At 73.1% G+C, this 15027-nt stretch carries 10 protein-coding genes; all 10 read left to right on the top strand.

The window, feature by feature from the left end; genetic code table 11:
- Positions 1–128 precede the first annotated feature (128 nt).
- The 10 genes from gdhA (at position 129) to QP119_RS01670 (ending at position 14975) form a co-directional block, all read left to right on the top strand.
- On the top strand, positions 129–1472 hold the full coding sequence (gdhA, locus tag QP119_RS01625; RefSeq protein WP_284773224.1) for an NADP-specific glutamate dehydrogenase: 1344 nt from the start codon (positions 129–131) through the stop codon (positions 1470–1472).
- An 82-nt stretch (positions 1473–1554) separates the two neighbouring features.
- Positions 1555–2364, top strand: a complete 810-nt coding sequence (locus QP119_RS01630) for a DivIVA domain-containing protein (RefSeq protein ID WP_284773225.1) — start codon at positions 1555–1557, stop codon at positions 2362–2364.
- A 14-nt stretch (positions 2365–2378) separates the two neighbouring features.
- Complete coding sequence (locus QP119_RS01635; RefSeq protein WP_284773226.1) at positions 2379–2909, top strand: YceD family protein; 531 nt, start codon at positions 2379–2381, stop codon at positions 2907–2909.
- Positions 2906–3682, top strand: coding sequence for a ribonuclease III (rnc, locus tag QP119_RS01640; RefSeq protein WP_284773228.1), 777 nt, complete (start codon positions 2906–2908; stop codon positions 3680–3682). The genes QP119_RS01635 and rnc overlap by 4 nt, the downstream gene beginning before the upstream one ends.
- Complete coding sequence (gene mutM, locus QP119_RS01645; RefSeq protein ID WP_284773229.1) at positions 3675–4547, top strand: bifunctional DNA-formamidopyrimidine glycosylase/DNA-(apurinic or apyrimidinic site) lyase; 873 nt, start codon at positions 3675–3677, stop codon at positions 4545–4547. Before rnc ends, mutM begins: the two co-directional genes overlap by 8 nt.
- Positions 4548–4571: 24 nt before the next feature.
- Positions 4572–6083, top strand: coding sequence for an alanine/glycine:cation symporter family protein (locus tag QP119_RS01650; protein WP_284773230.1), 1512 nt, complete (start codon positions 4572–4574; stop codon positions 6081–6083).
- Positions 6080–6364 carry an acylphosphatase gene (locus tag QP119_RS01655; RefSeq protein WP_284773231.1) on the top strand — a complete coding sequence of 95 codons (285 nt, stop codon included), beginning with the start codon at positions 6080–6082 and terminating at the stop codon, positions 6362–6364. The genes QP119_RS01650 and QP119_RS01655 overlap by 4 nt, the downstream gene beginning before the upstream one ends.
- Before the next feature lie 40 nt (positions 6365–6404).
- A complete protein-coding gene (locus QP119_RS01660) occupies positions 6405–7793 on the top strand; it encodes a YibE/F family protein (RefSeq protein ID WP_284773234.1) in 1389 nt (462 codons plus the stop codon).
- Positions 7794–7835: 42 nt separating this feature from the next.
- Positions 7836–11393, top strand: coding sequence for a chromosome segregation protein SMC (gene smc, locus QP119_RS01665; RefSeq protein ID WP_284773235.1), 3558 nt, complete (start codon positions 7836–7838; stop codon positions 11391–11393).
- A 93-nt stretch (positions 11394–11486) separates the two neighbouring features.
- Positions 11487–14975: a hypothetical protein gene (locus tag QP119_RS01670; protein ID WP_284773236.1), complete on the top strand. Its 3489-nt coding sequence runs from the start codon at positions 11487–11489 to the stop codon at positions 14973–14975.
- The last annotated feature ends 52 nt before the right edge of the window (positions 14976–15027 follow it).

Consider the following 15027-nt stretch of genomic DNA (forward strand, 5'->3'; position numbering starts at 1 on the left):
TGCTGCAGGTCAAACACCCTTGTGTCATAATTAGTCGCGTCCACAGCCACACCGGGCGTCTCTGGGCGACGTGTCTCACACGGTCGCCGGGCGTACGGGAAGAGACCCCAAGGAAGGACCGTCAGGACATGAACGTCGACGAACAGGTTTCCAGCTACTACGACCTCCTGCTCAAGCGCAACGCCGGCGAGCCGGAGTTCCATCAGGCCGTCGCCGAGGTGCTCGACTCGCTCAAGATCGTGCTCGAGAAGGACTCCCACTACGGCGACTACGGCCTGATCCAGCGCCTCTGCGAGCCGGAGCGTCAGCTGATCTTCCGCGTGCCGTGGGTCGACGACAACGGCGACGTCCAGATCAACCGCGGCTTCCGCGTCCAGTTCAACTCCGCCCTGGGCCCGTACAAGGGCGGCCTGCGCTTCCACCCCTCGGTCAACCTGGGCATCATCAAGTTCCTGGGCTTCGAGCAGATCTTCAAGAACTCCCTGACCGGCCTGCCCATCGGCGGCGGCAAGGGCGGCTCCGACTTCGACCCGAAGGGCAAGTCCGACGCCGAGGTCATGCGCTTCTGCCAGTCCTTCATGACGGAGCTCTCCCGCCACATCGGCGAGTACCGCGACGTGCCCGCCGGTGACATCGGCGTCGGCGCCCGCGAGATCGGCTACCTCTTCGGCCAGTACCGCCGCCTGGTCAACCAGCACGAGTCCGGCGTGCTCACCGGCAAGGGGCTGACCTGGGGCGGCTCTTTGGTGCGCACCGAGGCCACCGGCTACGGCCTGGTCTACCTGACCCAGGAGATGATGTCCTCGCACGGCCAGTCCATCTCCGGCGCCAAGGTCACCGTCTCCGGCTCCGGCAACGTCGCCATCTACGCCATCGAGAAGGCCCAGGAGCTCGGCGCCACCGTCATCGGCTTCTCCGACTCCTCCGGCTGGGTCGAGTGCCCGAACGGCGTCGACGTCGAGCTGCTCAAGGAGGTCAAGGAGGTCCGCCGCGGCCGCGTCGCCGAGTACGTCGAGGAGTCCGAGGGCGCGACCCTGCACACCGACGGCTCCATCTGGGACATGCCCTGCGACGTCGCCCTGCCGTGCGCCACCCAGAACGAGCTCGACGGCGAGCACGCCGGGCACCTCTTCGACAACGGCTGCCGCTTCGTCGCCGAGGGCGCGAACATGCCCTCGACCGCCGACGCCATCGAAGTCTTCCGCGAGAAGGGCGTCCACTTCGCCCCGGGCAAGGCCGCCAACGCCGGCGGCGTGGCCACCTCCGCGCTCGAGATGCAGCAGAACGCCACCCGTGACTCCTGGAGCTTCGAGTACACGGACCAGCGCCTGCACAAGATCATGTCCAACATCTTCCGCCACACCGCCGACGCCGCCGCCGAGTACGGCCGCGAGGGCGACTACGTGGTGGGCGCGAACATCGCCGGCTTCAAGAAGGTCGCCGACGCCATGCTCGCCCAGGGCGTGATCTAGGCGAAGTTCACGGTCCGCAAGGACCCGGAAAATGCGGCGCGGCGCGGGGAGAACCCCGCGCCGCGCCGGTACGCTTGGGGCCATGTACCGCGTGTTTGAAGCTCTCGATGAACTGGTCCAGACCGTGGAGCAGGCCTACGGCGTGCCCATGACCTCCAACTGCATGGTGCCGCGCAACGACGTGTTGGCGCTTCTCGACGACATGCGCAACGCGCTGCCCGTCGAGATCGACGACGCCCAGGACGTCCTCGACCGCCGCGACGAACTGATCCGCGGCGCCGAGGAGCGCGCCCAGCAGATCGTCTCCGACGCCGAGCACGAGGCCAACGACATCGTCGGCTCCGCCCACGAGGAGAGCGAGAACATGCTCGCCGACGCGCAGACCCGCTCGACCACCATGGTCTCGCGCGCCCAGGAGGAGGCCGAGCAGACTGTCACCCGCGCCCGCGAGGAGGCCGAGGACACCGTCGCCCGCGCCCAGTCCGAATCGGACCGCCTGGTCAAGGAGGGCAACGCCTCCTACCAGCGCAGCGTCGACGAGGGCCTGGCCGAGCAGAAGCGCCTGGTCTCCGAGTCCGAGGTCGCCCGCCGCGCCGAGGAGGAGGCCCACCGCGTGGTCGAGGCCGCCCACTCCGAGTCGCGCCAGCTGCGCCAGGAGTGCGACGAGTTCGTCGACGGCAAGCTCGCCGACTTCGAGGAGACCCTCTCCGGGGTCCTGCGCACCGTCTCCAGCGACCGCGCCGCCCTGCGCCGCGGCGCCGGGGCCTCCGGCGGCGCCCAGCGCGGCGACCGCGCGGCCGGGGCCGCGGGTGCCGCCGGCACGCGGGGCACAAGCCGCGGCGGCTACGACTATGACGAACGTGGCTGGTCGCAGCCGCGTCGTGAGGGGTAGGATCGTCGGCCGTTATGGATTCCCCGTTCATCTTCGACGTCTCCGGTCTCGACGGAGGCCGTGAGCGTCAGACCCGCACCGCACCCGCCCCCGAGCGCATCGGCGTGGCGATGATCGCCGTGCCCGAGGGCGCCGAGGTCACCGTGGACGCCGACCTGACCGACCTGGGCACCGGCGTGCAGGTGATCGCCGAGGTCACCGCGCCGCTCGACGGCCAGTGCTCCCGCTGCCTGCGCGAGCTGCACCGCGAGGGCGAGTTCCACGTCGAGCAGTTCTTCGCCTACGACGCCGACGTCTTCACCGAGTCCGGCGACGCGCCGGAGGACGGCGAGGACGACGAGGACGACCTCCCGCCGCTCGTCGTCGACGAGCGCGTCGACCTGACCCAGGCCGTCACCGACGAGATCGGCCTCAACCTGCCCTTCAGCCCCGTCTGCGAGGACGGCTGCGAGGGCTCGGACTCCGAGGTCCCCGCGCCCGATGGCGTCGCCGGCGAGTACCAGGGCACCGACCCGCGCTGGTCCGGGCTGGAGAAGTTCCTGTGAGCCGGCGCCGCAGCCAGCGGCCCACCGGCGTCGAGGCCCTCGAGGCCGCCTACGGCGCCGTCGACCACACCCCGCTGCTCGAGGCGCTGGGCGTCGAGGTCGACGACGAGCACCTGCGCCTGGCGCTGACCCACCGCTCCTTCGCCAACGAGAACGGCACGCTGCCGAACAATGAGCGCCTCGAGTTCCTCGGCGACGCCGTGCTCGGCCTGTCCGTGGCCGGCGAGCTCTACGAGCACTACCCCTCGCGCCCCGAGTCCGACATCTCCAAGATGCGGGCCTCGGTCGTCTCGCGCTACGGTTGCGCGGACATCGCCCGCGAGATCGACCTGGGCCGCCACATCCTGCTGGGCAAGGGGGAGCAGTCCACCGAGGGGCGCACCAAGGAGTCGATCCTGGCCGACACCACCGAGGCCGTCCTCGGGGCGGTCTACCGCCAGCACGGCTTCGAGACAGCCCGGAAGGTGGTGCTGCGCCTCTTCGGCGAGAAGATCGCCACCGCCACCGCCCAGGGCCACCACCAGGACTGGAAGACCGCACTGCAGGAGCGGCTCGCCGAGCTCAAGCTCGAGATGCCCGTCTACGCCGCCGAGTCGACCGGCCCCGAGCACGACCTGACCTTCACCGCCACCGCGAGCGTGCGCGACGTGGAGCTCGGCCGCGGCGTGGGCCACAACAAGAAGCTCGCGGAGCAGGAGGCGGCCCACCGGGCCTGGACGGCGCTGCGCGAGCGCGCCACCGTCCTGGCCCTGCGCATGGGCGAGGATGCCTGAGCTGCCCGAGGTCGAGGTCGTCCGGCGCGGCCTCGCCGGACACCTCACCGGGCGCACGATTGACGACGTCGCGGTGCGCCACTCACGGGCGGTACGTCGCTGCGCCGAGCCATGCGACGTCGCCAATCGTCTGGACGGCGCGCGCGTGCGCGCCGTGGAACGCCGCGGCAAGTTCCTCTGGCTGGACCTCGACGGGGTGGCCGACGACTGCCTGCTGGTCCACCTCGGGATGAGCGGGCAGATGCTCATCAAGCCCGCCGGCACCGGCGCGGAGGACCCGAATCACACGCACCTGCGCATCCGGGCGCGCGTCGGGGGAGCGCAGGGGCGCGAGCTGTGGTTCGTCGACCAGCGCACCTTCGGCTACTGGTGGCCGTGCGCGCTCGCCCTCGGCAAGGCCGGGCGCGCGGTGCCCGAACCGGTCGCGCACATCGGAGCCGACCTGCTCGAGGACGCCTTCGACGCGCACGCCGTGGCCGCGCTGATGAAGACGAAGCGCACCGAGATCAAGCGCCTGCTGCTCAACCAGGAGATCTTGAGCGGCATCGGCAACATCTACGCCGACGAGATGCTCTTCGCCGCCCGCATCCACCCGCGCCAGCGCGCCGACCGCGTCGCCCTGCCGAGGCTGGTCGAACTGCTCGACGCCGGGCGCGCCGTCATGGAGCGCGCCCTCGAGCAGGGCGGCACCTCCTTCGACTCGCTCTACGTCAACGTCAACGGGCGCAGCGGCTACTTCTCCCGCTCGCTCAATGTCTACGGCAGGGCGGGGCGGCCCTGCCCGCGCTGCGGCACGCCGGTGATCCGCGAGACGTTCATGAACCGATCCAGTCACCTCTGCCCGACCTGTCAGCGCAGGCACTGACTCGGCGGATTACGATTCTGGTTCATGGAATCTCTCGTCAACGCCGTACAGGCGTTCAACGACAAGTTCTGGTACCTGGTGATGTTCCTGCTCATCGGGTCCGGACTTCTCTACTGCTGGCGCACCGTCGTCGTGCAGATCCGCTACGTGCCGGACATGCTCAAGGCCGTCACCGAGACCCCCTCGGAGATCTCCGAGGGCCAGAAGGGCATTTCCGCCTTCAAGGCCTTCACCATCTCCGCGGCCTCGCGCGTGGGCACCGGCAACGTCGCCGGCGTGGCCATCGCCGTGGCCACCGGCGGCCCCGGCGCGGTGTTCTGGATGTGGCTTCTGGCCATCGTCGGCGGCGCGACCTCGTTCATCGAGTCGACGCTGGCCCAGGTATTCAAGGAGCGCGACGCCGCCTCCTACCGCGGCGGCCCGGCCTACTACATGACCAAGGCGCTGCACTGGCGCCCGCTGGCCGTCGTCTTCGCCGTTGTCATCTGCGTCACCTACGGCTTCGTCTTCAACGCCGTGCAGTCCAACTCCATCACCGAGGCCATCGGCCAGTCCGCCGGCAACGACTCGATGGGGCTCAAGGTCGGCGTCGGCCTCGTGCTCGCCGCGGCCACCGGCGTCGTCATCTTCGGCGGCGTGCAGCGCATCGGCACCGTCACCCAGACGATCGTGCCGGTCATGGCCGTCGCCTACATCATCGTCGCCTTCATCGTCATCGGCCTGAACATCAGCGAGGTCCCCGGCATGATCGAGGACATCGTGCTCAGCGCCTTCGGCATCCGCGAGTTCGCCGGCGCCACCCTGGGCGCGGTGATCCAGCAGGGCATCCGCCGCGGCCTGTTCTCCAACGAGGCCGGCATGGGCTCGGTGCCCAATGCCGCGGCGACCGCGAGCGTCTCCCACCCGGTCAAGCAGGGCCTGATCCAGACCCTCGGCGTCTATTTCGACACCCTGGTCGTCTGCTCGGCCACCGCCTTCATCATCCTGCTGGCCGCCCCGGACCTCAGCAGCGAGGAGGGCGGCATGCAGCTGACCCAGGCCGCGCTCTCCGACTCCGTCGGCGGCTGGGGCATCCACTTTTTGACCGTGCTGATCATCTTCCTGGCCTTCTCCTCGGTGGTGGGCAACTACTACTACGGCGAGTCCAACATCGGCTACATGGTCGGGCGCACCAACTCCACGACCCTGCAGGTCTTCCGCGGGCTGGTCGTCCTCTGCGTCTTCGGCGGCGCCATCGGCTCCGTGCCGCTGGTCTGGTCGCTGGCCGACGTCTTCTCCGGCCTGATGGCCACCATCAACCTCGTCGCCCTCTTCCCGCTGGCCGGCGTGGCCGTGGCCCTGCTGCGCCACTACGCCGTGCAGCGCCGCGCCGGGCTCAACCCGGTCTTCCGCCGCGAGGACCTGCCGCGAGACACCCTCGGCTGGGAGGAGATGGGCACCTGGGACGGCTCCGACCCGATCACCGAACGCTCCGCCGAGTACGAGTCGCTCGACTACGGCTGGGAGACGGCGCGCGGCACGGAGGCCGGTAAGTGAGCGCGACGCGCCTGACCGCCTTCGTCCACGGCCACGTCCAGGGCGTGGGCTTCCGCTGGTGGACCCGCTCCCGGGGTCTGGAGCTCGGCCTGGCCGGCTCCGCGAGCAACCTCGTCGACGGGCGCGTCTGCATCGTCGCGGAGGGGGAGCGGGGCACCTGCGAGCGCCTGCTCGAGCTCCTGCGCGAGGAGCCGACGACGACCGGGCGCCCCGGTTCGGTCGAGCTCGTCGTCGAGCAGTGGGGCGAGCCGAAGGGCGTCGAGGGCTTCCGCGAGCGCTGACCGGCACCGCCGCCCGCCGCCCGGCTACCATCTGCTGACCATGGGACGCCATCACCACCGCCCGACGGCGAGCCGGACCGCCCGCGCCGCAGACGCGGACGTCGACAAGCACGCAGACACTCACGCCGACCCGCACGGGCACTCCCACCTGCACGGGCACTCCGGGCCGCCGGACGACCGCCCGCTGCGCGAGCGGCTCGACCCGCGCACCACGGCCTGGACGCCGTCGCGGGTGGTGCTGGCGATCGCGCTCTTCCTCGGGGCGGTGGCCACCGCCGTCGCGCTCGTGGTCCAGTGGCCCACCGGCGCGGCGCCCACTCCCGCCGGCGACTTCTCCGAGGCCTCCCCGCTGGGCGTGGAGACTCAGGAGGGCACCGTCGCCGAGGGGCTGACCGCCGCGTGCACCACCCAGGCCGTCGGTTCCGTCCTCGACGTCATCCCCGCCGGAGTCGACCAGGTGCCGGCCGGCCAGGAGGCCTGCCACCTCGTCGCCGTGGACATCCACTCCGGGCCGGACGAAGGCCGCCGCACGCTGCTGACCGACGCCGCCGCCAGCGGCGCAGAGGGCGCGGCGCACCTCGAGAGCGGCGACGAGATCCGCCTGGCCGTGCACACGGGTGCCGACGGCACGCGCACCTACGGCTTCCAGGACTTCCACCGCACCAGCGCCTTCTGGTTCTGGCTGCTGCTCGCGCTGGCCGGCATCGCCGTCGTCGGCGCCTGGCGCGGCGTGCGCGCCGTGATCGGCCTGGCCGTCACCCTCGGCGTGATCGGGGTCTTCCTGCTGCCCGCCCTCGCCCGCGGCGAGTCCCCGGTGCCCGCCGCGATCACCGCGTGCGCGGCCGTGCTCTACCTCGTGCTCTTCCTGGTCCACGGGGCGAACTGGAAGACCGCCTCCGCACTGGGCGGGACGCTGACGGCGATGCTGCTCGGCGTCGGCATCGCCCAGGCGGCCATCGGCACCAACCGGCTGCGCGGCCTCGGCGACGAGAACAACTTGCAGGTGCTGCTCTACCTGCCCGGCATCGAGATCACCGGGCTCTTGACGGCCGGGTTCATCCTGGGCACCCTCGGCGTGCTCAACGACATCACCGTCGCCCAGTCGGCCACCATCGCCGAGCTGCGCGAGCTCGACCCGGCGGCCTCGCGCTGGAAGCTGTTCACCCGCGCGCTGCGGGTGGGCCGCGACCACCTGGCCAGCACCGTCTACACCCTCGTTCTCTCCTACGCCGGCGCCACGTTGCCGCTGCTGGTCCTCCTCGGGGTCTCCGGGCGCGGGCTGGCCGAGATCCTGACCTCCGACACGATGGCCACCGAGGTGATGCGCTCGGTGACCGGCTCGCTCGCGCTCGTCGCCGCGGTGCCGCTGACCACCCTGATCGCCGCCTGGACCGTCGGGGCACCCCGGCCCGCCCGCGCCGCCCGCTGAGCCTGCGGTGGGCGCCTGGCCGGCTGCTATCCTGGGAACACCATGCACCTGAAATCGCTGACCCTGAAGGGCTTCAAGTCCTTCGCGTCGGCGACCACGCTGAAGCTGGAGCCGGGCATCTGCGCGGTGGTCGGCCCCAACGGCTCGGGCAAGTCCAACGTGGTCGACGCCCTGGCCTGGGTGATGGGGGAGCAGGGCGCGAAGACACTTCGCGGGTCCTCCATGCAGGACGTCATCTTCGCCGGCGCCGGCGACCGCGGGCCGCTGGGCCGCGCCGAGGTCACCCTGACCATCGACAACCACGACGGCCGGCTGCCCATCGAGTACTCCGAGGTCTCGGTGACCCGCCGCATGTTCCGCGACGGCGCCAGTGAGTACGAGATCAACGGCTCGCGCGCCCGCCTGATGGACGTGCGCGAGCTGCTCAGCGACACCGGCATCGGCCGCGAGATGCACATCATCGTCGGCCAGGGCAAGCTCGCCGAGATCCTCGACTCGCGCCCCGAGGAGCGCCGCGCCTACATCGAGGAGGCCGCCGGCGTGCTCAAGCACCGGCGCCGCAAGGAGAAGGCCCAGCGCAAGCTCGAGAACATGCAGGGCAACCTGGACCGCCTGCGCGACCTGACCGACGAGCTCTCCCGCCAGCTCGGCCCTCTGGCCCGCCAGGCCGAGGCAGCCAAGCGCGCCGCGACCGTCCAGGCCACCGTCCGCGAGGCCCGTCTGGCACTCGCCGGCCACGAGATCACCCGCGTGCGCGCGGCCCTGGAGACCGCCGAGGCCGCCCACGAGCGCGCGCGCCTGGCCGCCGCCGAATCCGAGGAGCAGCTGGCCGAGGCCGCCGCCGCCCGCGAGACCGCGGAGGCCGCCGTCGCCGAGGCGGAGCCGGCCGCCGAGGCCGCCCAGCAGCTCTGGTTCCGCCTGTCCACTCTGGCCGAGCGCGTCTCGGCGACCCTGCGCGTGGCCGAGGAGCGCGCCCGCGCCGGCGGCGGCGAGGACTACCACGGCGAGGACCCCGAGGAGATCCTCGCCCGCGCCGAGGCCGCCGACCAGAAGAGCAGGGCGGCCGAGGCCGAGGCCGCCACCGCGGAGGCCCGCCTGGAGGCCGTGCGCGAGGAGCTCGACGCCGCCGAGGAAGCCTACCGCGACGCCGAGGAGGAGCACCTGGCCCAGGTGCGCGCCGTGGCCGACCGCCGCGAGGGCGTGGTGCGCCTGCTGGCCGCCGAGGAGTCCCTGGCCGCCCGCGTCGGGGAGCTCGACGCCGAGATCACCCGCGCCGAGGAGCGCGAGGCCGCCGCCAAGGAACGCGCAGGGGCCTCCGCCGCCGAGCTCGCGACCGCAGACGCCGCCGTCGCCGAGGCCGGCGGGGCCCGCGAGCCGCTCAAGGCCGCCGCCGAGAACGCCGCCGCCGAGCGCGAGGCCGCCGAGAAGCGCCTCGAGCAGCTGCGCGAGACCCAGCGCGAACGCTCCGGCGCCGTCTACGCGCTGCGCTCGCGCATCGAGACCCTCCGCGACTCCGAGACCGGCGCCGACGCCGCCGACAGCCTCGACGGATTTTCGCCCCTGGCCGGCCTGATCACGCCCGAGCCCGGCACCGAGACCGCCGTGGCCGCCGCCCTGGGCGACCACGCCGAGGCCCTGGCCGGACACGTCGGCGAGGAGACGTACTCGTCGTTTGCCGGCGGCGCCCTGGCGCGCACCACACTCATCGACACCGACCGCGCGGGCGGGACCTGGCGCATGGACGCCGACCTGCCCACGGAGGCCACCTGGCTGCTCGACCACATTGAGCTGGCAGAGGGCGCCCGGGCCGCGGTGACCCGCCTGCTTGCCGACGTCGTGCTGGTCGCCGACGCGCGCGCCGCGCGCGGCGTCGTCGACTCCGACCCGCGCCTGCGCGCGGTCACCCCCGACGGCGAGCTCTTCGGCGAGGGCTGGGCCCGGCTGGGCCGCGAGCGGCCCGGCACCGTCGAGGTCGCCGGCCAGATCGCCCGGGCCGAAGAGGAACTCGCCGCCGCCGAGGCCAGCCTCGAGGAGCTGGCGGGCACGCTCGAGGGCGCGCGCCAGGCCGCCGAGGAGGCCGGCGTGGAGGCCGCCGCCGCGACCGCCGAGCTGCGCGACCACGACGCCGCCGCCCGCTCGGCGGCCCGCGAGGCGGAGAACCTGAAGAAGCGCGCCGCCGCCGACGCCCGGGCCGCCGAGACCGCCCGCGGTCAGGTCGAGACCGCGCGCACCCGCCGCGACGAGGCCCGCAAGGAGCTCGAGGCGACCCGCGACCGCCTGGCGCGCGCCGAGGACGACGAAGCCCCCGAGGAGCCGTCGACCGCCGCGCGCGACGAGGCGGCGACCGTGCTTGAGCAGGTCCGCGCCATGGAGGTCGAGGCCCGCCTCGCGCTGCGCTCCGCCCAGGACCGCGCCGGCCAGGTCGCCGGGCGCGGCGACCAGCTGCGCCGCCAGGCCGAGGCCGAGAAGTCCGCCCGCACCCGCCACGAGCGCGCCGTCGCCGCGAGCCGGGCCCGCCGCGAGCTGGCCGCCGCCGTCGCCGAGTCCGCGGGTGAACTGGCCGAACGCGTCGCCGCCGCCACCGGCCGGGCGGCGGAGGCCCGCGAGGCCGCCGCCGAGCGGCGCACCCTGGCCCAGGCGCACCAGAACGAGGCGCGTCGGGCCGAGCAGTCCGCCCGCAGCGAGCGCGACCGGCGCTCCCAGGCCGCCCACGAGGCCGAGATCAAGCTCAGCCAGGCCCAGGTGCGCGCCGATGAGACCGAGCACACCACCGTCGAGCGCCTCGGCGTGCCGGTGGCCGACCTGCTCGCCGAGCACACCCCGGGCGAGGACTTCGACGTAGCCGCTGAGCGCAAGCGCCTCAAGCAGGCCGAGAAGGACCTCGGTGCCCTGGGCAAGGTCAACCCGCTGGCGCTGGAGGAGTACAAGGCCCTCGAGGAGCGCCACAGCTACCTGGCCACCCAGCTGGCGGACGTCGAGGAGGCCCGCGACGACCTGCGCGGGGTCATCGAGGACGTCGACGCGCGCATCCTGCAGCTGTTCACCGACGCCTGGCACGACGTGGCGAAGGAGTTCCCGAGGGTCTTTGCCACCCTCTTCCCGGGCGGCGAGGGGCGCCTCGTGCTCACCGACCCGGAGGACATGCTGGGCACCGGCATCGAGCTGGAGGCCCGCCCGCCGGGCAAGAAGGTGCGCAAGCTCTCGCTGCTCTCCGGCGGCGAGAAGTCGCTGACCGCGCTGGCGATGCTCGTTGCGATCTTCCGCGCCCGGCCGAGCCCCTTCTACGTGCTCGACGAGGTCGAGGCCGCCCTCGACGACGTCAACCTGCGCCGCCTGATCAACCTGCTCGTCGAGCTGCGCGCGGACTCCCAGCTGATCGTGATCACCCACCAGAAGGCCACGATGGACGTGGCCAACGTCCTCTACGGGGTGACCATGCGCGGCGACGGTGTCACACGCGTGATCAGCCAGCGCATGCAGCCCGCCGGCTGGACCGGCCCCACGGAGTCCGGTGCCGTGTCCTCCCCGGACTCCGCACCCGCGCCCGGCGCCGCGGCGGGGAACCCTGTTCCGGGTGGCGGCGCCGAGGTGCCGAACTAGGCTCGTGAGGCATGCCCCGCGGCCCCGTCCGGGCCGCCGCCACAACTGAAACGACGACAACCGCAGACACCACAGACAAGGAGCCCGTATTCCATGAGCGCCGGCCGCCCCGCCGAGGCCACCCCCTTCGCAGATCCCACCGACACCCTGCTGGGCTGGGCGTCCCGCAGCGAGCTGACCTTCGGTGAGGCGATGGCCGCCCACCCGTGGTTCCCCGCGGCCGGCTACACCGACGACCAGCTCGAGCGCACCGAGCGCCTCTACGGCACCTTCCTGGCCCGCCAGGTTGCCGCCGGAGCGGAGCTGTCCGACCTGCTCGGCGTCACCCCCTCGCTGGCGTGCGCGACGCTCATCGCGCGCGCCGGCCGCCTGCGCGAGCCTGACGCCCTGGCCGGGGAATACGTCGCCGGTCTCGGCCTCGAGGGCACGGAGGGGCAGGAGAAGCTCATCGCCGAGTTCGCCGACGGGCTCCCCGCCCGCGTCGGCCTCGAGGCACCCGAGTCCGCCACCCCGACCGAGGTGCTCACCCTGCACGCCGGGGTCACCGCCGCGGAGGTGCCGGGTCTGATCGAGATCCTCGACGCCGCCTCGCCGGCCGCCGACGCCGACGCCGGGGCCCTGGTCACCGACCTCGCCGAGCGTGCCGAGGAGCTGCCGCTGACGGCCGCCGTCATGCGCATCGCCCCCGAGCGCGGCCGCGAACTGATCGCCGGCATCGAGGCCGTGCGCGCCTTCAGCCTGGCGCACCCGACCTCCTGGCTCGACCGCGACCGCTCCGGGCTCGAGCCCGCCCTGCCGCGGCGCGTGGAGCTGGCCGTCGTCGCCGAGCTGCGCGAGCGCCCCGTCGGCACGCCCGAGCGCGCCACCGCCGTCGGCGTCGCCCCGCGCGAGCTGCGCCCGCGCCTGATTTTCGACGCCGTGCGTGACCGCGTCTGCCTGCGTCTCCCGGAGCAGCGCGTGGCCGCCGCCCCCGGCGCCGACGACGCCGAGCCGCAGGTGACCTGGCGGGTCACCCAGGGCGGCACCACCCGCGTCTTCCGCACCCAGCGCCCCTGGGGCGAGGAGGTCTACGCCGAGGCCCTCGACGTCGCCGTCGAACAGCCGGTGCGCGAGGTCACCGTCGCCGACACCACCAACGGCATCACCTGGGTCGTCGACGTCGTCGACGGCGAGGACCCGGCCCTGATCTTCGCCGCCAACGGCCAGGACATCACCGACAAGGCCTCGCTGCACCACTCCCGGATGACGGTGCTGGTGCCCGCCGACGCCCGGCTGGTCGACGTCGTCACCGGCGAGGACCTGCCCGTGACCGACTCCGGCGAGATCCAGGGCTGGGCCGGCTGGGAGCACCGCGTCATCGACGCCTCCCAGGCCGCCAGCCTGCAGGTCGTGCGCGCCGGCAAGGAGCCCAGCGCCATGCTGCCGCTGCGCTCGGTCGACCCGCGTCAGCGCGTGCGCTTCGTGCACCCCGCCGAGCCCGTCGCGGGCCTGCGCACCCACAACCGCCTGCCGGTCAACCCGGCCGGACTCATCGCCGAGTTCCCGCCGACGCTCTCGGGCAGCGACGAGATCTGGCAGCTGTCCATCTCGGCCTACGCTGGTGTCGGCGAGCCCGCCGAGGAGATCGCCGAGCCCGAGCCGCTCGAGGTGCCCGCCGAGGGCGGCGAGTTCGCCGTCTTCGACCCCGAGGCCTACGACTCGCCCTGGGTCGGCGAGTACCTGGTGCGCCTGAAAGGCCCGCGCAACGAGTCCTTCCGCCACCGCTACGCCGTGGTCGAGGGCCTGGGCCTGCACGGCGAGGTCGAGGGCGAGACGGCCGTGCGCATCCCCGCCGGCGCCGGGCTGTCGGTGGTGCACGGGCGCATCACCTGCGGCGAGAAGGAGTTCACCGCCGAGCCCGCCGAGCCGGTGGTGCCGGCCACCGAGGCCGGCTGTGAGATCGTCTTCGCCACCGCCGACGGCGACCGCCTGCCGCTGATCTGGGCGCCCGAGGCCCTGCGCTTCGAGCTGGTCCTGACCACCGAGCCGCCGCAGTGGCGCACCAGCCGCATCTGGCTGAATTCCCGCGAGGTCGACCCCGCCGGCCGCCTGCGCGTGCGCGCCGGCCGGGGGCTGAAGGACGTCAAGGTCACCGTGCGCAACCGGCACGGCTCGCCGGTGCGCACCGAGACCCTCGAGCTCGAGGACCCGGTGACCTACTCGACCGCCACCGCCGGCATCGCGCACGCCGTGGCCGTCATGCCCGAGGGCCGCATCGACCTGGAGTGGACCGACCCGGCCGCCGGCCGGCGCATCTCGGTGGCGCTGGCCCGGGTCAGCTCCGTGCCGCACGCCACCTCGGTGACCGTCGAGGACGGCGAGCTCGTCTTCGCCGACCTGGCCGCCGACCGGGACCTGGCCGCCTGGGTGTGGCCGGCGACCGCCCCGTGGGCGCCGGCGCGCACCGTCGGAAATCTCGCCGAGCGCACCGCACTGCCGGAAGGCATCGTCGGCGCCGGCGAGCTGACCGTTCAGCTGCACTCGGCCGACCCGTTCTCGGCGCTGCGCGCGCCCGAGCGCCCGGCCGCCGGCGCGCTCACCGCCGAGCAGGACGGCTACCTGACCGACCAGTCGGAGGCCTTGACCGCGCTGTCGGCGTTCTTCTCCGGGGCCACCGAGGAGCCGCCCGCCGGCGGCGAGGTGCTGCCGGTGATCTGGGACCACTTCGGCGCTACCCCGCGCGAGCGCGAGGTCGCCCGCAGCGTCTTCCAGGCCGAGCCGGCCCGAGCGCTGCTGGCGCTGTCGGCCTCGCTGGTGCCCGCGCACCTGCAGCCCGGCCGGATGATCTCCTCGGGTCTGGTCACGCTGCCGATGACCGGCGGCGAGGAGGTCTCGGAGCCGGGCCGGCACCGCTCGGCGTGGATCTCGACGATGCTCACCCTCGGCGAGCTCTCCGAGGCCATCGGCGAGGGTGCGGCGAGCCACGACACCGTGCGCGGGCTGCTCTCCCGCCTCGAGGAGCTGGCCGGACACCGCCTGGTGGAGACCGTGCTCACGGGCCGCGACGCCACGCTGGACACCGCGGTGATCGACAGCTCGACGGTGCGCATCAGCCACATGGACCCCGCGCAGCAGGAGCAGCTGATCAAGATGTTCTTCGCCAGCGCGGACATAGTGCCCGGCCCGGCGATGGACGACGGCCAGCGGCTCATGGCGGTCTTCGAGACCTTCCGCCGCCGCGACGAGCTCACCGAGATCGTCGCCAGCGAGGGCCTGATCAAGCCGGCCGTCTCGCTGCTGCGCGCGGTGCGCGGCGCCAACCGCGGGCTGTACTCGGCGGCGCGCGTGCGCTTCGACAAGATCGACGGCGTCAACACCGAGGACCGGGCCAACGCCTGGGCCCTGGCCCCGGTGGTCTCGCTGGTCTTCGCGCTGGCCGCGCGCCTGCACGCCCACGAGATGCTGGGCAAGTCGGCGAAGCTGGACCAGGCCGCCGAGGGCTGGGCGCAGCTCGCCGACGTCGTGCCCGACCTGGTCACCGGCGACCTGATGTCCGCCGAGGCGATGGTCATCGCGGCGAAGGCCGCGCGGGCCGCCCGCTGACCGGGCCGCCGGGGCGGGAGGCGTCTCCCGCCCGGCCATCGGAGGGGTGAGC

The organism is Corynebacterium frankenforstense (assembly GCF_030211955.1).
GTDB lineage: Bacteria > Actinomycetota > Actinomycetes > Mycobacteriales > Mycobacteriaceae > Corynebacterium > Corynebacterium frankenforstense_A.